Here is an 18,589-nt window from a genome sequence, read left to right as displayed (position 1 = left end):
ACGAGCCTGCGAGTCCGTGGGCGAAAGGTTGGGAAAATTCGAGTTCATCGGTTCATCAACAAAATCAATAACGCCACCACCAATGCGAGCAACACCCCGGCTAAAATTTTCCACGCGGTGAGTGAGCGATTGGCGACTTTGGCCAGCGGTTGGGTGAGGAGATATTTGTCGTTGGGATGCGTCAGATCGTACTCGAATTCGCTCAAGGCTTCGTAGCGGTTTTTCGGATCAATCGCACAGGCCTTGCGTAGGGCGCCATCGACCCAGGGCGGGATAAGCGGGTTATGCTCGTAGCTAGGCCGGTATTCGAGCAGGGAAAAATCCCGGAGACTTTGGGCTTTCTCAAGGGCCGCCCCGTACGGGTGATGGCCGGTGAGCATTTGGTAGGCGAGGATGCCGAGGGAAAACTGGTCGCTCCGCGCATCCGGCCGGCGGCCCAGGCGGATTTCCGGTGCAGTAAAATCGACCGTGCCCAACACATGATCCCGTTCAATGGGCGCGGTGATCTCATCAATACCCGCCACATAACAGGCGCCGAAATCGATGATCACCGCTTCGCCTTTCTCATTGAGAACCACGTTGCCGGGCTTGAGATCGCGATGGATCACCTCGCGCCGGTGCAGGGCGTTTAGGCCACGGATCAGGCCGCGCAGAATGAATTGGACCTCGCGGATTTCCGGCTGCGGATTGGCCGCCATCCACTGGCTGAGCGTGGGGCCGTTGACGTGCTCGAAGGCGTTGTAGAGAAAGGTCGGCTCATGCTCCAGCCGGGTGGCCTTGACGACGTGTGGGTTGTCGATCCGGCGCGCGATCCATTGCTCCATAATGAAGCGTTCGAGATAGGCATCATCGTCCTCGTAATTCACCGAGGGCGTTTTCAGAATGATCCGGTGGCCGGTGTCGCGGTTGTGTGCTCGGTAGATTTGGCTCCGCTTGCTGGCGTCAATTTCCGCTTCAATCTCAAAGCCATCCATGCGCATGCCCGGGGCCAGATCGGGCGGGAAGGGACGCTGCCGAAGCTCGCGACTGAGTTCGGCAGCGTCCTCCTCATCGGGAAGATGATCGATGCGAAGCAGTTGGCAGCTCAGGTTATCCGGGCTGGCGTTGGCCAGTGAACGGGAGACCATGTGTTCACAGACCCGGTCCAAGTTGCCGTTTTGGGAACGGAGAGTGTCGGAAAGTTCTTCGGGCGCCTGATACTCGTGCACGCCGTCGGTGGTGAGGAGAAACGCATCGCCCTGCCGGACATCCACGGCGTGGTAATCCACATCCAGTTTTGGATCGAGCCCCGCGGCGCGCGTCAATTGAGTGTCCGTATCATTCAGGCGCAGGGCGTGGTCGTGGGTAAGCTGCTGAAGCTTGCCTTCGCGCCAGCGCCAGATGCGGGTATCGCCGATGTGGAAAATGTGCGCCGTGTGCGATTTAATGATCAGCGTGGAGAGCGTCGTCACATAGCCGCGTTGCGCGTGCGTGAAGCCGCGGCCCAAGCTGAAGAGCCAGCGGTTGACCGCGGTAATCACCCGGTGCCCGGCCGTTTTTACCGTCCACTCATCCGGCGTGTCGTAATAATCGGTCAAAAAATTCTGCACCGCAATCTCGCTTGCCTCCTTGCCCGCTTCGGCGGCGCTGACGCCATCGGCAATGACGACCGCCACGCCTTTGGTGGTGAGCAACGGCTCTTCCGGCAGCCGACTGCCGAGGCAATCGTCATTCACTTCCTTACGACCGGCCTCCGAGGCCTGGCCGTAGGTCACTTGAATGTGGCTCTTTAGGTGCATTTTTCAGGGGCAAAGGCACTGAGCGAAAGGATGGATCCTTTCTATCGCTGGCCCTTTATTCCCGGTCAACATCATCCGACCTCAATCAACTGGACGGTGCCGTCTTCCATCACCTCCACCGTGTGGCCTGCCGGTTCACTGAGGAACCAGGAGGCTCCCAGCGCGAAGATGGAGCAGATGGCGATGATGATAAAGAACGTGGAGGGCGATACCAGCAGAAGCGCCGTGAGAAAACAGGCCCCGCCAACATTTCCGTACGCGCCGGTCATCCCGGCGATTTGACCGGTGAGCCGGCGCTTAATCAGTGGCACCATGGCAAAGACCGCGCCCGTGCCCGCCAAGGCGAAGAACGCGCAGGTGCTGGTCACCACCACCGCGGCGATCACCGGCCAGCCGTCATTGATTTGGCTCATGGCAAAATAACCGAACACTTGGCCGCCCAACGCCACCATCATGGTTTTGCGCCGGCCAATTTTATCGCTCAACCAACCGCCCAACGGCCGGGCCACCAGACACATCACCGCAAAACAGGCGCCAAACATGCCGGCTTTGACCGGATCGAGATCAAATGTGAAGGCAAAAAACGCAGGCAACATCGACACCACCGCCAGCTCCGAGCCGAAGGTCACCGCGTAGTTGAGGTTCAAAATGGCCACCTGCTTGAACTCGTATTGCTGCGCTTCTTCCACGCCGGTCTCGAGCATCTCCTTGTTGACGTCATAAATCTTATAGGCCTGCCAAGCGTACAACGCGGCCAAGGTAGCCCAGATGATATACATCGTGCTGCGGGAAATCAGGCCGACCCCAAATTCAGGCGTCAACCGCCACGCCAACACGCCGAGCGCCAGCACCATCGGCAGATTCATTGCCAACAGGAAATAGAAATCCTTGCGACTGGTCACCTCCAGACCGCCAGCTTTCTTGGGCTTGAAATAGGTCGACCCCTTGGGCGTATTGCGGACGGCGATATAAAAAATGATCCCGTAAACAAATGCCACCGCGCCGGTGGTCAATACCCCATAGCGCCAGGCATCAGCGCCGCTGTAAAAGGAACTCACAATCGTCGGCAATGTCAGTGCAGCGGCCGCTGAACCGAAGTTGCCCCATCCTCCGTAGATGCCCTCGGCCAAGCCGACTTCCTTGGCGGGAAACCATTCGCCCACCAGCCGGATGCCAATCACAAAACCGGCGCCCACAAAGCCCATCATGAATCGCGCCAAAGCCAGTTGTTCGTAGGTTTGCGCCAAGGCAAAGAACGAGCAGAGCACTCCGGCCACCATTAACAGGATGCTGAACACCGTGCGGGGCCCGAATTTATCCACCAACATGCCAATGATCACCCGGGAGGGAATGGTGAGGGCTACGTTCAGCACCAGCAGCGCTTTCCATTGATCGGCGGAGAGATCGAAGGTTTCTATAATGGCCGCCGAAAGCGGGGCGTGGTTGAACCACACGACAAAGGTCAGAAAGAAGGCGAACCATGTGAAGTGCAGCGTGCGGATCTTCGAGCTTCGAATGTTCAGTAAATTAAAACCAGTATCGGCCATGACTCAAACGGGGAACCTGCGTAAACCAAGTCGCCTCCGAGTGCCCCAAGCGATTTGCGTGCCAACCGGCGGTTTTGGCGCGATAAATGCTATCAATTATTTTTTGGAGATGCATAAAAATTTTTTATACATGAACAATCCGCTCGACGCACGGCAGTTGAGGGCGTTTTTGATGTTGGCGGAGCATGGTAGTTTCACACTTGCGGCAAGGGAGATGCATCAAAGTCAACCAGCGGTGAGTCAAGCGGTGAAGTTGCTGGAAGCGGAGGTGGGCTGTCGCCTTTTAGACAGGGTGGGGAAAAAGGTGCTGTTGACTCAAGCGGGTGAGCAGTTTGTGGGCCGCGCGAAAAAAATATTTTCCGAGATGGCCGATGCGCGCGCGGAGATGGATGAACTCAGCGAGTGGGGACGGGGACGGCTGCGGATTGGTGCCAGCGCGGCGGCGTGCCAATACATTTTGCCACCGGTGTTGCGGGAGTTTCAAAAACAATTTCCCAAGTGCCGTCTCAGCATTGAGCCGGGCGACACGGCGGAGATCGTGGAGGCACTGCGGGAAAATTTAATCGATATTGCCGTGACGCTCGAACCGCGCCACGATCCTGATTTTGAATTCAAACCGCTCTTCACTGACGAACTGGTTTTTCTTGTGAACCCCAAACATCCGTGGGCCGAGGCCGGGCGTGCGCTGCGGAAGGATATCGCGCGGCAACAGTACATTCTTTATTTCCGCAACAGCCGCACGTTTGAATTCATTGAGGATTATTTGCGAGCGGAGGGTATCAGCATCAAGTCGGTGATCGAAACGGGCAGCATGTCGGCCATTAAAGAATTGGTGAAGCTCGGCCTTGGAATCACCATTCTTGCGCCGTGGATTGCACGCGAGGAGCTGGCCAAGAAACAACTGATCGCGCTGCCGCTCGGCCGCCGCAAGCTCAAGCGCCAATGGGGATTGCTGTATTGGAAAGGCCGTCCGATGGGTTGGGCGGAGGAGACGTTTGTGAAACTGTGCCGTTCAGGCGCGGCGCAGTTTGCCGCTGGCAATGGGCTGCGCTCGCATGTGTGAGAATTGATCATTGGAAATTTTTCCTTTGGGGCCTATAACCAGCGCCTTCTATGAAATCTTATCGACTGAATCGGCTGTTTAACGCGAAGTCCAAGCGCTGTTTTGATGTGGCGGTGGATCACGGGTTTTTTAATGAAGGTGGTTTTCTCAAGGGCATTGAGGATATTGAGGCGGCGGTGGCCACGTTAGTGGAGGCTGATCCGGATGCGATTCAGTTGACGATTGGACAAGCGCCGATTTTGCAAAGTTTGCCCGGCAAAGGGAAACCGGCGTTGGTGCTGCGCTCGGATGTGGCGAATGTTTATGGGACGGATTTGCCCGAGCATCTTTTCAGCCGCGTCATTGAGGATGCCGCGGAGCAGGCGGTGCGGTTGGACGCGGCGTGTTTGGTGGTGAATTTATTTAACATCCCCGGCGAGCCGGAGGTGACGGATGATTGCATCCAAAACATTCTCGACCTCAAGCCGCAGTGCGATGCGTTGGCGATGCCGTTGATGATCGAGCCGTTGGTTTTTAAACCGAACGCCGAGGCGGGTGGGTATCAAGTGGATGGGGATCTCAATAAAATTTTGCCGCTGGTGCGCCAAGCGGTGGAGTTGGGCGCGGATGTCATCAAGGCGGATCCCACGGATAACCCGGCGGATTACCATCAAGTCATCCAAATCGCCGGGCGCATTCCGGTGCTTGTGCGCGGCGGCGGTCGGGTGAGTGACGAGGAAATTCTCCAGCGTACGCACGCGATTTTGGCGCAAGGCGCGGCGGGCATTGTTTACGGGCGCAATATCATTCAGCACCCCAATCCGGCGGGGATGACGCGCGCGTTGATGGCACTGGTGCACGACGGGGCCACGCCGGAAACAGCGGCTCAGTTCCTGTCATAACTTTTGTCGGGTTCGGATTACTTTGACCTCGTCCCGCAATTCCTCTAGCTTCCCTGTTTCGCAATGATTTCAAGGGTATGATTGGACTAATAAAGAGAATTTTTGGCACGAAAAACGAGCGTGCAATACGCCGTACCGAGGAGACGCTGGTTCCGGCGGTTAATTCATTTGAACAAGAGCTGAGGGGCTTGAGCGATGATTCACTGCGCCGAAAAACGCAAGAGTGGAAAGAACAACTGAGCGCCATCGATGACGACAAAGAGTTGGCGGCGCGGCTGGAGGAACTGATGCCCGAGGCGTTCGCGGTGGTCAAGGATGCCTGCCGCCGGCTGTGCGGGAGCAACGTCCAAGTGCGCGGGCACGATCTGTTGTGGGAAATGGTTCCCTTCAATGTACAGCTCATCGGCGGTCACGCGTTGCACACTCGCCACATAGCGGAAATGGCCACAGGCGAAGGCAAAACGCTGGTGGCCACGCTGCCGGTTTATCTAAACGCGCTCACCGGGCGCGGCGTGCACGTGGTCACGGTGAATGACTACCTTGCCGCACGCGACTCGGAATGGATGGGCGCAGTGTACAAATTTCTCGGGCTCACCGTGGGCGTCATTCAACACGATCAATCGCCGCCCGTGCGCCGCGAAATGTACGCGTGCGATGTCACCTACGGCACCAACTCCGAATTTGGGTTTGATTATCTGCGCGACAACGGCATGGCGCAAACCGCCGAGGAGCAGGTTCAGCGCGGCCATTACTTTGCCATCGTGGATGAGGTGGACTCCATCCTCATCGACGAAGCCCGCACGCCGCTCATCATCAGCGGCCCCACAATGCAGAAACAGGATCAGCGCTTGTACAGCGAGCTGAAGCCCAAGATACAAGCCATCGTGCGCAAACAACGTGAGCTGTGCGATGGCTATTTGCGCGACGCCGAAAAGCTGTGTGGCTTGGCGGGTAGCCTTGGGGGCTCCGCTTCTGATCATGATTATGAAATCGGAATCTTAATGTATCGCGCCCAACTCGGGCACCCCAAGCATCCGGGTTTATTGAAGCTGAAAACCAACCCTGACAACTTGCGGCGCCTCACCGACGCCGAAATGGAGTTGCACAAAGATCAAACCAAGAAAGAATTATACGCGCAAAAGGAGCATCTCTATTTTGCCATGGACGAGAAAAGCCACGATGCCGATCTTTCTGAAAAGGGCCGAGAATTTCTCAACCCACAGGATGCTGAAGCGTTTATGATGCCCGACGTCATCACGGCGCATCACGAAATTGACGTCAACAATGACCTCACACCGCAACAACGCCTTGCCCAAAAACAGCGTGTGCAGGCCGAGAGCGAAGAGCGCGGCGAACGCATCCACGTCACTTCGCAGCTGCTCAAGGCCTATTGCCTTTACGAGCGCGACACGCAATACATCGTGCAGGAAAACAAAGTGGTGATCGTGGACGAACACACCGGCCGAGCCATGGAAGGCCGCCGCTGGAGCGACGGGCTGCACCAAGCTGTGGAAGCCAAAGAAGGCGTTCGTATCGAGGCCGAGACACAAACGTACGCCACCATTACGATTCAGAATTATTTCCGCCTTTATCTGAAACTCGCCGGCATGACCGGCACCGCCGAAACCGAGGCCAACGAGTTTCTTGATATTTACAACATGGGCGTGCTCGTCATCCCCACCAATCAGGTTTGCGTGCGCGAAGATCGAAACGATTCCATTTACCTCAGCACCAAAGAAAAATATCAGGCGGTGATTGATGAGGTGAAACAAGTTCATGGTGAAGGCCGGCCCATTCTTGTAGGCACCGTGGCGGTGGAAACCAGCGAGCATATGGCGAGTTTGTTAAAGAAAGAGCGTATCCCGCACAACGTGCTCAACGCTAAATATCACGAACAAGAAGCAGAAATTGTAGCGCGCGCCGGACAGCGCGGCACCGTCACCATCGCCACCAATATGGCCGGGCGTGGCACGGACATTAAACTTGCCGAAGGCGTCCCCGATATTGGCGGCTTGCATGTGCTGGGCACCGAGCGGCACGAATCGCGCCGGATCGATCGCCAGCTCCGCGGTCGTTGCGCGCGCCAAGGCGATCCCGGCAGCTCCCACTTTTTCCTCAGCCTCGAGGATGATCTCATGCGGTTGTACGGCGCCAGTGATAAGATGGGCGGTTGGCTCGAGAAACTCGGCATGGAAGAGGGCGAGGAAATTTCGCATCCGATGCTCAACCGCTCCATCGAGACCGCCCAAAAACGCGTGGAGCAACATCACTACCAAACCCGCCGCCGCACGCTTGAGTATGATGATGTGATGAACAAGCAGCGTGAAGAGCTGTACGGCTTTCGCAATCGCGTGCTGCACGGCGACGACACGCGCGACATTATTTTTGACATCATCGAAGAGGTCACCATCGATCGCGTGGGCGGCCATCTCGCAATGCTCGATGACTCAGAGGAATCGGATGGAGGCTTCCGGCAGTTGGATGAATGGGTCAACATGACCTACCCCGTGGGCCTCGATCAAGCGGAACTGGAGAAGGCGTACGCCGAAGGCACCGAGGAGCCTTCGACCGGCTCAATTTACGATGGCCTCACCGCGGGGCAATTCGCCGTGTGCCGTCGCATCATCGACGCGGTGCATTCGGTGTATGAAATAAAAATCGCCGCTGAAGAAGCGGATACGCTTGCGCAGGGCGAACGCTACACCGTGCTCACCGCCGTGGATCGCCTGTGGCGCGATCATTTGTACGCGATGGACGGTCTGCGGCAGTCCGTGCACCTACGCGCTTACGGTCAGAAAGATCCATTGGTGGAATACAAAACCGAGGCGCGCGATATGTTTGAGGAATTGATGGTTCACATCAAAGAGGAAGTTTGCAAAAACGTGTTCCTCACCGCCTCAAGTTTGGAAAGCGTTCAGCATTTTCTACGCAGTTTGCCCACGCAGGCGAGCCATCAAATGGCCAGCGCCTTCGGTTTGGATGCCTCGATGGTCAACGCCAGCAGCGATATGGTCAGTGAAGTAAACAATGAAGTCAGCGCGGAACAAAAAGCACGCCCCGTTCGCACCGGACCGCGCGTTGGGCGCAACGATCCGTGTCCGTGCGGAAGCGGTAAAAAATATAAAAAATGCTGTGGATGATCTCTCATTCGATCCGGTTTCATTGATCCGCCCTCGCCGTGCTATTCGCGGCATCTCCGCCATTTTGCTTCCATTTCAATCCACTGGCGAAGTGGATTGGCCCGGCTTCACCGCCCACATCCAACGCACCGTGGCCGCCGGCCTCGCGCCCGCGGTGAATATGGACACCGGCTACGCCCACCTCATCGACGACGCCACCCGCACCCGCGCGCTGGAACTCACGCGGGCGGAGACCGATGATTTTGTGGCGGGCGCCTTCGTGGGTGATGCACCCGGCGCGGCATTCAAGGCCGATGAATATTTTCGCCAAATGGAAATGATCCAAACCCACGGCGGCGTGCCGGTCGTTTTCCAATCTTTCGGCCTCACCAGCGGTGGCGACGATGCGATTGTGGCCAATTACACAAAACTGGCTGAAGGCGCTGATGCAATCATTGGCTTTGAGTTGAACGATATGATCGCACCGTTCGGGAAAATTTATTCACTCGAAGTGTTTCGCGGTTTACTGGGCATCAAGCGGTTGATTGGCTCGAAGCATTCCTCGTTCGAACGCGAACCGGAATGGCGGAGGCTGATGTTGCGCGATGAACTGCGGCCTGAATTCCGCGTGTTTACCGGGAACGATCTCGCCATTGATATGGTGATGTACGGCAGCGATTATCTGCTCGGCCTCAGCACCTTTGCGCCGGATGTGTTTGCCCAACGCGACGCGGTGTGGGCGGCGGGCGATCCGGCATTTTATGAATTGAACGACTGGCTGCAGTACCTTGGCTTTCTCACCTTCCGCCCGCCGGTGCCTGCCTACAAACATTCGGCCGCGATGTTCCTCAAACTACGCGGATGGCTCGATTGCGATGCTACGCATCCCAATTCGCCAACACGCCCCGAAAGCGATCGTGAAATTCTGCACAAAATTGTGGAGCAGATTGCATGACCTCGCCGTTCAAACTCACGCGCATTCCTACGTTGAAAACGCCGGAGGCTTTTCGGGCTCATGTGGATTCGTTGGGGGTGGAGATTCCGTGTGACAACGCAATCATCACCGAAGGCTCGCCGATTGGGGAGGCATTGAGTGATCTGAAAATCAATGGCAAAATCATCGGCAACCGGATTGCGTTGCAGCCGATGGAGGGGTGGGATGGCACGGTTGATGGTCGCGCGACGGATGCGGTGCGGCGGCGGTGGCGGCGATTTGGCGAGAGTGGGGCAAAGTTGATTTGCGGCGCGGAGGCGATGGCCGTGCGACGGGATGGACGAGCGAATCCAAATCAATTACTGATCAATAGCGAAACGCAAGGCGACCTCGCGGCGTTACGGGGAATTTTGCTGGCGGCGCATCGTGAGCATTTCGACACAACGGATGATTTGGTGATTGGGTTTCAGTTGACGCATTCGGGACGGTTTTGTCGGCCAAATGAAAAGTTTACTTACGAGCCGCGGGTCGCTTATCGGCATCCGATATTGGATGCAAAATTCAAAGTGACGAGCAACGCGCAGATGTGGACGGATGATGAGCTGGCCGGATTGATCGGCGATTACGTGAAGGCGGCGCGATTGGCGCGCGAAGTGGGTGCGGATTTCGTGGACCTCAAATGTTGCCACGGCTATTTGCTTCACGAATTGCTCGGTGCGTTCACGCGGGCGGGGCGTTATGGCGGCAGTTTTGGAAACCGCACGCGGGTGTTGCGTGAGATCATTGCGGGCATTCGCGCGGACGGAAACGATCTCGATCTTGCAGTGCGGTTGAGTTTGTTTGACATCGTGCCACACCGGCCTGATCCGGTACGCGCACAACCGGGCAAGTTGGGTCCGGGCATTCCAGAGGATTTTGAAACGCCATATCCATTCCAATTTGGTGTGAATCCAAATGATCCCACGCAACCGGATCTCACTGAGACGTTTGCCTTTGTGAAACTTTGCAGCGAGTTGGGCATTAAATTGCTGAACACTTCCGCCGGTTCGCCTTATTACAATCCGCACATTCAGCGGCCGGCGGCGTATCCGCCCAGCGATGGCTATCAACCGGCGTACGATCCGCTGGTGGATGTGGCGCGTCAAATCGATGCGGTGAGGCAAGTGAAAGCGCAATTGCCGGCGGGGATGGCGGTGGTGTCTTCGGCGCTGAGTTACTTGCAAGAGTTTCTGCCGCACGTGAGTCAGGCGTTGCTGCGCAAAGGCTGGACAGATTTCGCGGGACTGGGGCGGGTGGTGCTGAGCTATCCAAATATCCTCGCGGCGGCAACGGGGCAGGGCGCATTGGAAAAGAAATTAATTTGCCGGACGTTCAGCGATTGCACCACCGCACCGCGGAAGGGTCTGCCGAGTGGTTGTTTTCCGCTGGATAATTTTTACTCGAAGAGCCCGGAAGCGGCTGAGTTGAAGGCCCAAAAAAAGGCGGGCTGAACCCGCCGGTTTTTGTCTTAAGTTGACGGCTCGTTTACCACCACTTGAATGCTGGGTCTGGTGTTTGGGTGAACATGTCGACCATTTCTTGGGTGGAGGGAAAAATGTATTCCTCCACGTGCATGTCGCCATAAAGCATGATGTGCTTGGCGAGTCCTTTGGTGGAGTGCCACGCGTCTTCGCGGTCGTAGGGCCAGTTCCAATCGCCCTGGATTATTTTTTTGTCTACCGCGGCAAACTGGGTGAGCTCGGATTCGTGCATGGAAGTGGCTTCATAACTGCCGGGCTTTTCATTGCGTTCGCCCAGTACACGTTTCACGCGAAAGAGATCATCGGCGACTTGGGGTTGATAGCTGGTGCCGAGTGTTTTCCAGCAGCTTCTCATTTTGTAGAGGGTGCTGCCGTTGTCGGCGGGGTCATGAAACACGTCCGCGCTTCCGACATATTCGTTAAGCGGCCGCTCGGCTTCGGGTACTTTGGCTCCAAATAAACTGACCACAACGGGGGGGAGTGGGCCGCTGCCACCCATACCGGTGCCGGTTTGTCCGCCCAGCCCAGCGGGGCCGTATACGGTCGGGAACCATCCATCATGGTCGCCGAGATAGCCTGTGTAGCCGGCCCCGATTTGTTTTTGGTTGCTGACGCTCTTGATTGTGCGTGCTTTTTTCTTCGCTCCCGCAAGCACGGGCATCAGCATCGCTGCCAAAACGCCAATGATGGCAATCACCACGAGTATTTCAATTAACGTAAATCCTGAGGTGGTTTTTTTGTGTTTCATAAACGTCTGCTCCGCTTTGATCAAGGTAGGCAATTTTTTATGGTTCGTAAAGTTTCAAGTTAATCGGGCGGGGGTTCACCACCAGGTAAAGGCGGGATCGGGCGGAGGTTGGAGCTGCCATTTGAGGAGTGTGGAGGTGGGGGGGAACACAAATTGTTCCACGTGCATATCGCCATAAAGCATCACGTGTCGACCATAGTCTTCTACGCCATGCCACGCATCTTCGCGGTCGTAAGGCCAATTCCAGTCGCCTTGGATTATTTTTTTATCAACGGCATTATGCGTGGTGAGTTCGGATTCGTGCATGGAAATGCCCTCGTATGAGTCAGCCGGTTCGCTTTTTTCGCCGAGCACGCGCTTCACGCGAAACATGTCATCGGCAGACTGGGGTTGATAGCTGTTGCCAAGCGATTCCCAACAACTGGGGAGGACATACACGCCGCCGCCGATGTCCGCCGGGTCATGGAAAATTTTCGGATCCCCCACATACTCGTTGAGCGGCCGTTCGTTTTCGGGCACCAATGCCCCGTAAAGCCGAGCCACGAGTTTAGGGAGTTTGCCTTTTTGGCCCATGCCGTCGCCTTGTTTTCCTCCCACACTGGCCGGGCCTGCTACTCTGGGAAACCATCCATCGTGGTCGCCGAGATAGCCGGTGTAGCCTGCTCCGATTTGTTTTTGGTTACTGACACTTTTGATTGTGCGTGCCTTTTTCTTGGCCCCGGCCAATACCGGCAACAGGAGCGAAGCAAGGATGCCGATAATGGCAATGACGACCAGCAACTCAATCAGAGTAAAAGCGTTTACGTGTTGGGGTTTCTTCATGAGCCGAACTCAATTTCTTGGGGAAAGATACAGCACGCCCCCCACCTTCGTAAAGTCAGACGGTAAAACTTGGTTGGTTGTTACGATTTATTGTTACCCTACGGGTTTGACACCCCTTCGCTGCAAGCTTATAACGCGCCACACCCTTAACCTCAATTCACAAAACCACACAATATTATGCCCATTGAAGTAAGCTCCAAAGCTCCTGATTTCACCCTCAAATCCAGCAACGCCGACGGCGAAAAAAACGATTTCGGTCTTACCGACGTGACGCTCAGCGCTAATTACGGCGAAAAAAACACGGTGCTTCTCTTTGTGCCGCTCGCGTTCACCGGCGTGTGCACCGCCGAGCTGTGTGATCTCACCGCCGGGATTGGCGCGTATCACGATCTCAATGCCACCGTGATCGCCGTGAGTGTCGATAGCCCGTTCGCCCAAAAACAATGGGCCGAAAAGGACGGCATCGAAATCACGCTCGCGAGCGATTTGAACAAGCAAACCGCCAAAGATTACGGCGTGCTGCTTGATGATCTCATCGGCGTGGGCGCCACCAGCGCGCGCGCGGCCTTCGTCATCGACAAAGAAGGCACCGTGCAATACGCCGAGCAAACCGCGTCGCCCGGCGACTTGCCAAACTTCGAAGCCATCAAGGAAACCTTGGCCAAGCTCAACTAAACTTTACTAGGGCAAAGAAATAACACTTGCGCGGGAGGCTTTCGGGCCTCCCGTTTTTTTGTCAACTTGAAATGGAAACGGTTTTGCAGTAGGTTGACCAGTGAGGACGGTGAAACGCATTACACCAATTTTGGCCATCGCGTGGGTGTGCCTCGGCATGGCCACCGCGCAGGAGGCGCTGCAACGACGTGCCGATGGTTTGTGGTATTTGCCCAAGGCCACCGCGCCCTACACCGGCCAAGCCGAGCGCAAACATTTCGATGGCACGCGCATTTCAGAAATCCATTATCGCGCTGGCAAACAGCACGGTCCCTCCAAATTCTGGTACAACAACGGCAAGCCTCGCTCGGTGTTCAATTACGCCGATGGCAAATTGGATGGGAACTCAACGTATTATTATAAGGACGGCGGAATCCAAAACCTCACCACCTATCGCGTGGGCGTCCTGCACGGACCAACGGTTGACTGGTGGCCCAACGGCAAAAAAAGTTTTGAGGAAAATTACGCCAACGGCATTCCGAGTGGCATCTGGCGCGGCTGGTGGCCGGACGGGAAATTGGCCAGTGAAAAAACCTATCGCAATCGCAGCCTCGTCGCCCGGCGCGAATGGGCGCGCGACGGTATGCCCAAGCAATTGGTCGGATGGAATCTCAACGGCACGCCCATCAACGCCGCCACCCAACGCGCTCGCCAACAAACCGTCGGTCGCCGCATCGCGTGGAATCGCGTGAGCGGCCCCAATCGCATTGATTTGATTTACCGCGACAAACCCTTGAGCACCATTCGCAAAGTGTTCGGCGATCCCGATGCCACCAACGATCAACGCTGGACGTATACAGGCCTCCGCATTCAAGACCCAACGGACAATCGAATGTACGACACGGTCGTTTTCAGTTTCAAAAAAGGCAAGGTCGCCGAGATCTACATCCAGTAGCCGCCGCCGTCTTGACACCATCCACCCCCTCCCGCAAACTGTGCTTACCGGATGAGCACCCACAATTCTTTCGATTCATTAAAAACATTCGACCTCGGCAACGGCAACGAAGGCCAATTCTATTCACTGCCCGCGCTGGAGGAAGCCGGACTGGGCAGCATCTCGCGACTGCCCGCCTGCCTGCGCATCGTGCTTGAGGCCGTGCTGCGGAACGTCGATGGCAAAAAAGTCACCGAGGAAAACGTGCGCGAACTCGCTGCGTGGCAGCCCAAGGCCGACCGCACCGCGGAGGTGCCTTTTCTCGTTTCGCGGATTGTGTTGCAGGATTTCACCGGCGTGCCGTTGCTTGTGGACCTCGCCGCCATGCGCAGCGCCGTCGCGCGCCTCGGCAAGGAGCCTAAGCTCATTGAGCCACTCGTGCCGGTGGATCTCGTTGTGGACCACTCCGTGCAAGTCGATTTCTCCGGCAGCGACGACGCGATGGACAAGAACCTCGACCTCGAATTCACCCGCAACCGCGAGCGCTACCAATTCCTGAAATGGGGCATGCAAGCCTTCGATACGTTCAAGGTCGTCCCTCCCGGTATCGGCATCGTGCATCAAGTGAACCTGGAATACCTCGCCCAAGGCATCCTCGAAAAGGGCGGCGTGCATTATCCAGACACGCTAGTCGGCACCGATTCCCACACTACGATGATCAACGGCCTCGGCGTGGTCGGCTGGGGCGTGGGCGGCATCGAGGCGGAAGCGGGGATGCTCGGGCAACCGGTTTACTTTCTCACGCCGGATGTTGTCGGCGTGCAACTCACGGGCGAATTGGCCGAAGGCGTCACCGCCACCGACCTTGCGCTTACCGTTACGGAGATGCTGCGCGCGGCGAAGGTGGTCGGCAAGTTTGTGGAATTTTACGGCGCGGGCGCGGAGAAACTGCCGCTCACCGACCGCGCCACCATCGCGAACATGGCGCCCGAGTACGGCGCGACGATGGGCTACTTTCCCATCGATGCCGAGACGGTCAACTACCTCCGCGCCACCGGCCGCACCGACGAACACTGCGCCGCGTTTGAAAATTATTACCGCGCGCAGGGCCTCTTCGGTTTGCCGAAGGCCGGCGAGGTGGACTACTCGGTGGACCTCTCGCTCGACCTCGGCACGGTGACCTCCAGCGTCGCCGGTCCCAAACGCCCGCAAGACCGCATCGAGCTGCCTCAGATGAAAGAGGCGTTCCACGAAACCTTCACGCGCCCCGTGGCCGACGGCGGTTTCGGTCGCGAAGCCAACACGCTTGAGGCGGCCGACACCACCGTGTCGCTCAACGGCAATGGCGAAACAGAACTCGGCCACGGCAGCATCGTCATCGCCGCCATCACCAGCTGCACCAACACCTCCAATCCCGGTGTGATGCTTGCCGCTGGTTTGCTCGCCAAGAAAGCCGTCGCGCGCGGCCTCACCATCAATCCCGCCGTCAAAACCTCCCTCGGCCCCGGCTCGCGGGTGGTCAGCGATTATCTTGAGGCCACCGATCTGCAGCAGTATTTTGACACGCTCGGCTTCCATCTCGTCGGCTACGGTTGCACCACGTGCATCGGCAACAGTGGCCCGCTCGCCGCGCCCATCGAGGCGGCCATCGTCGAGAACGACCTTGTCACCGCCAGCGTGCTCAGCGGCAACCGCAACTTCGAGGCGCGCATTCACCAGAACATCAAGGCCAACTTTTTGATGAGCCCGCCGCTGGTCGTCGCCTTCGCGCTGGCCGGCCGCGTGGACATCGATCTCTCCACCGACGCCCTCGGCACGGACACCGACGGCAACGAGGTTTTCCTGTGCGATCTTTGGCCATCGCTCGAGGAAGTGAACTCCGTGATGCAAGCCGCTCTGAAGCCGGAAATTTTCCGCAAACTCTACAGCGACTTCGCCAATCAAAATCCCAAGTGGAACGAAATCCCCGCCAACACCGGCGACCTTTACGAATGGGACGCGCAAAGCACGTACATCCAAGAGCCGCCCTTCTTTGAAAACTTCAGCCTCGAGCCCGGCAACATCACGCCCATCGAAGGCGCGCGCGTGCTCGGCCTCTTTGGCGACAGTGTCACCACCGACCACATCTCACCCGCCGGTGCCATCAAAGCCGATTCCCCCGCCGGAAAATTTTTGCAAGACAACGAAGTTGATCAAAAGGATTTCAACAGCTTCGGCAGCCGCCGAGGCAATGACCGCATCATGACCCGCGGCACCTTCGGCAATGTCCGCATCAAAAACCAAATGGTCCCCGGCACCGAAGGCGGCATCACCACCTTCGAAGGCGACACCGTCAGCATCCACGAAGCCGCCCAACGCCATCGCGAAAACGGCACCCCGCTCATCGTGCTGGCCGGTACCGAATACGGCACCGGCTCCAGCCGCGACTGGGCCGCCAAAGGCACGCGCCTGCTCGGCGTCCGCGCCGTCGTCGCCGCCAGCTTCGAGCGCATCCACCGCAGCAACCTCGTCGGCATGGGCGTGCTCCCGCTGCAATTCAAAGACGGCGCCAGCCCGCAAAGCCTCGGCTTTGACGGCAGCGAAACGTTCGATGTGATCGGCCTCAACGACACCCTCCAACCCCAAAGTGAACTCATCCTGCGAGTCACCAAAAACGGCGCGACCCAAGACATCCCCGTCGCCTGCCGCATCGATACCCCCATCGAAGTGGATTATTACCGCCACGGCGGAATTTTGCCGTATGTGTTAAGGCAACTCGCAGGGTAGGGTGGTTTCCCCGAAACCCGAAACCACCAAGGCGCGCTCGGAGAGCACGCCCTACCTTTGGGTTTATGTAGCCCGGGCCGGTGGCCCGGGGCCCGGCCCAGCGGGCCGGGCTACAATTAACTCCGTCGTCCCGGCAGGGAGAAGAGCGCCCGCAATGCTTCCACCATTACGTAGGAAAACAGAAAGTAGAAAAACAAATACACGGGGATTTTGATGGCCATTGTCAGGACGGATGCTTTGTCCACGTATTTGCTGGCTACGGTGAAGGGGGAGTCTTTGAAGTAGGTGACTGCGTCGCCAAGGGTTTCTTTGGATTTATTGAGCAGTCCGGCCACTACACCTTCATCGGGTTCAGCGGCGGTGGGCAGGGCTGCTGCATTGGCATCAGCGGGGGGGGGAGCGACTTCGCCTTCGTCGGACAGGATTTGCATGCCGGTGAACATCAAACAAAAGATCAGCGCGAGGCCGTAAATAATCGGGGCGGTCTTGAGCATGGTTTTGGAGAACATCGCCATGATGCCCAGCGCCTCGTCGCCGGCGGAATTGCCGGGGCCGACTTTGATGTTCAACTGCGCGGGCTTCAGCCAGAGGCGCGCGAGCGATGCGCCGAAGAGATACAGCACGATGCCGCCGCCAATTTTGGCGAGTACTTTCAGCCAGTTATCGCTGAAGCCCTGTGTGGCGTCGATGATGCCGTAGATGATCCCCGCCGCGCCCGCAGCAAAGCCCGCAAGCAGAACCACCAGCGCCATCGCCTTCATCAAGCCGCTGCTGGAGAGGCGGCTGGGGGTGGATTTGATGAGTGAATCGCCGGCGTTGAACAGCACGCCGGTGAGGTAATGCAGGATCAGCACAAACGCAATTGGTAGCACGCCCATGAAAATCAGCCCCGTAATGCGGATGAGCGCTTTGGCGTCCACGCCCGGTTCGGGCTGCGGCGCACCGGCGTCGATCCATTTGGCCAGCGCATCGGCCTGTTCGGTGCTGAACTTTTCACCTTTGCCTTCGGGTGGCATCGGGTCGTCGGTGCTCTTGATGCGTGTGATGATTTGACTGGCACCGGCGTTGGCACCGATCACGCTCATTAGGCCCATAACGCCCGTTTCGTCATTGTCCTCAAACGTGCTGAGGTCGAGCTTGGCTTTGGCCTCCTTGCCTTTATGGCAATCGTAGCAACGTTCCTTGAGCAGCGGTTGAATGGTCTTGGTGAAAATGGCAGCGTTTTCATCGTTCTTCTTTTGCTCTTCTTCATCCTCCTTGGCCTTTTCCATATTTTCGACGGCATCGCCTTCATCGGCATCGGCGTCGTCGGTCTTGAATTCCGTGTGCAATCCCATCCCCAGCCAAGCGACGGCGACGATGAGCAGCGCAATGTCACCGGCCAGTTTGAAAACTTGAGAACTAATTCCGAGAATAAAACTGTTCGTCGTGCCACGGAGCGCCGCCATTTTGGAATCAATCACCGTGGCCAGAAATCCGGAAGAATAACTGCCGTGTTGGGGGCCTTCGTCCTGAACGTCATCAAAATCTTTCTGCGGTGCAGCACTCGGAGTGGATGGTGGCGGCGGAGTGCCTGTGGAGGGGGGGGGCGGTGCGGCAGTGCCGCGGGTGGAGCTGGGCGGTGGTGGGCTGGCTGCGCCGGCGGGGTTGCTCGGGGGCGGCGGGGTGGCGGGTGGTTTCGGTGGGTTGGTGGGGGGGACGGGGGCCCTCGCGGCGCCCGAGGGGGCCGCAAAAGGGTGGCCCGCCGCCGGGTGGGCCCCGGGCCACTCCGCCCGGCCGGGTTGGGCAGCCCAATTTAGGTCCCTTTTTGGGGCGACACACCC

General features: G+C 57.5%; 13 protein-coding genes. 8 read left to right on the top strand and 5 right to left on the bottom strand.

The features are described from left to right. Nucleotides 1–44: 44 nt before the first annotated feature. Together H8E27_15945 and H8E27_15940 are read right to left on the bottom strand one after the other, a co-directional pair. Entirely contained in the window at nucleotides 45–1,778 is a 1,734-nt protein-coding gene (locus H8E27_15945; protein MBC8327110.1) for a bifunctional protein-serine/threonine kinase/phosphatase, read from the bottom strand. Between the two features lie 71 nt (nucleotides 1,779–1,849). Then, the gene (locus tag H8E27_15940; protein ID MBC8327109.1) at nucleotides 1,850–3,325 is read right to left on the bottom strand and encodes a NarK family nitrate/nitrite MFS transporter; all 1,476 of its coding nucleotides are present in this window, start codon (nucleotides 3,323–3,325) and stop codon (nucleotides 1,850–1,852) included. Between the two features lie 109 nt (nucleotides 3,326–3,434). Here H8E27_15940 and H8E27_15935 point away from each other — a divergent pair, with 109 nt between their 5' ends. The 5 genes from H8E27_15935 (at nucleotide 3,435) to H8E27_15915 (ending at nucleotide 10,812) form a co-directional block, all read left to right on the top strand. Next, nucleotides 3,435–4,388: a LysR family transcriptional regulator gene (locus H8E27_15935; GenBank protein ID MBC8327108.1), complete on the top strand. Its 954-nt coding sequence runs from the start codon at nucleotides 3,435–3,437 to the stop codon at nucleotides 4,386–4,388. Between the two features lie 50 nt (nucleotides 4,389–4,438). Continuing rightward, the gene (locus tag H8E27_15930) at nucleotides 4,439–5,269 is read left to right on the top strand and encodes an aldolase (protein ID MBC8327107.1); all 831 of its coding nucleotides are present in this window, start codon (nucleotides 4,439–4,441) and stop codon (nucleotides 5,267–5,269) included. Between the two features lie 77 nt (nucleotides 5,270–5,346). Continuing rightward, a complete protein-coding gene (gene secA, locus H8E27_15925) occupies nucleotides 5,347–8,409 on the top strand; it encodes a preprotein translocase subunit SecA (GenBank protein MBC8327106.1) in 3,063 nt (1,020 codons plus the stop codon). Further along, the gene (locus H8E27_15920) at nucleotides 8,402–9,343 is read left to right on the top strand and encodes a dihydrodipicolinate synthase family protein (GenBank protein MBC8327105.1); all 942 of its coding nucleotides are present in this window, start codon (nucleotides 8,402–8,404) and stop codon (nucleotides 9,341–9,343) included. Before secA ends, H8E27_15920 begins: the two co-directional genes overlap by 8 nt. Then, entirely contained in the window at nucleotides 9,340–10,812 is a 1,473-nt protein-coding gene (locus H8E27_15915) for an NADH:flavin oxidoreductase (protein ID MBC8327104.1), read from the top strand. The genes H8E27_15920 and H8E27_15915 overlap by 4 nt, the downstream gene beginning before the upstream one ends. Before the next feature lie 34 nt (nucleotides 10,813–10,846). Here H8E27_15915 and H8E27_15910 read toward each other — a convergent pair whose 3' ends face one another. Beyond that, nucleotides 10,847–11,590 (bottom strand): type II secretion system protein, encoded by a 744-nt coding sequence (locus tag H8E27_15910; protein MBC8327103.1) that lies wholly within the window; start codon nucleotides 11,588–11,590, stop codon nucleotides 10,847–10,849. Nucleotides 11,591–11,665: 75 nt separating this feature from the next. Further along, nucleotides 11,666–12,412, bottom strand: coding sequence for a type II secretion system protein (locus H8E27_15905; GenBank protein MBC8327102.1), 747 nt, complete (start codon nucleotides 12,410–12,412; stop codon nucleotides 11,666–11,668). A gap of 177 nt (nucleotides 12,413–12,589) precedes the next feature. Between H8E27_15905 and H8E27_15900 the strand changes: the two genes are divergently transcribed. The 3 genes from H8E27_15900 (at nucleotide 12,590) to acnA (ending at nucleotide 16,766) form a co-directional block, all read left to right on the top strand. Continuing rightward, a complete protein-coding gene (locus tag H8E27_15900; protein MBC8327101.1) occupies nucleotides 12,590–13,087 on the top strand; it encodes a redoxin domain-containing protein in 498 nt (165 codons plus the stop codon). A gap of 109 nt (nucleotides 13,088–13,196) precedes the next feature. Next, on the top strand, nucleotides 13,197–14,021 hold the full coding sequence (locus tag H8E27_15895; protein ID MBC8327100.1) for a toxin-antitoxin system YwqK family antitoxin: 825 nt from the start codon (nucleotides 13,197–13,199) through the stop codon (nucleotides 14,019–14,021). A gap of 51 nt (nucleotides 14,022–14,072) precedes the next feature. Beyond that, nucleotides 14,073–16,766: an aconitate hydratase AcnA gene (gene acnA, locus H8E27_15890; protein MBC8327099.1), complete on the top strand. Its 2,694-nt coding sequence runs from the start codon at nucleotides 14,073–14,075 to the stop codon at nucleotides 16,764–16,766. A 116-nt stretch (nucleotides 16,767–16,882) separates the two neighbouring features. Here acnA and H8E27_15885 read toward each other — a convergent pair whose 3' ends face one another. Beyond that, the gene (locus tag H8E27_15885) at nucleotides 16,883–18,214 is read right to left on the bottom strand and encodes a hypothetical protein (protein ID MBC8327098.1); all 1,332 of its coding nucleotides are present in this window, start codon (nucleotides 18,212–18,214) and stop codon (nucleotides 16,883–16,885) included. Nucleotides 18,215–18,589: the final 375 nt, after the last annotated feature.

The sequence above is a fragment of the Limisphaerales bacterium genome, from assembly GCA_014382585.1.
Lineage (GTDB): Bacteria > Verrucomicrobiota > Verrucomicrobiia > Limisphaerales > UBA1100 > JACNJL01.
Note: the sequence above shows the minus strand (reverse complement) of the source record. Positions and strands in the feature narration are given on the sequence as shown.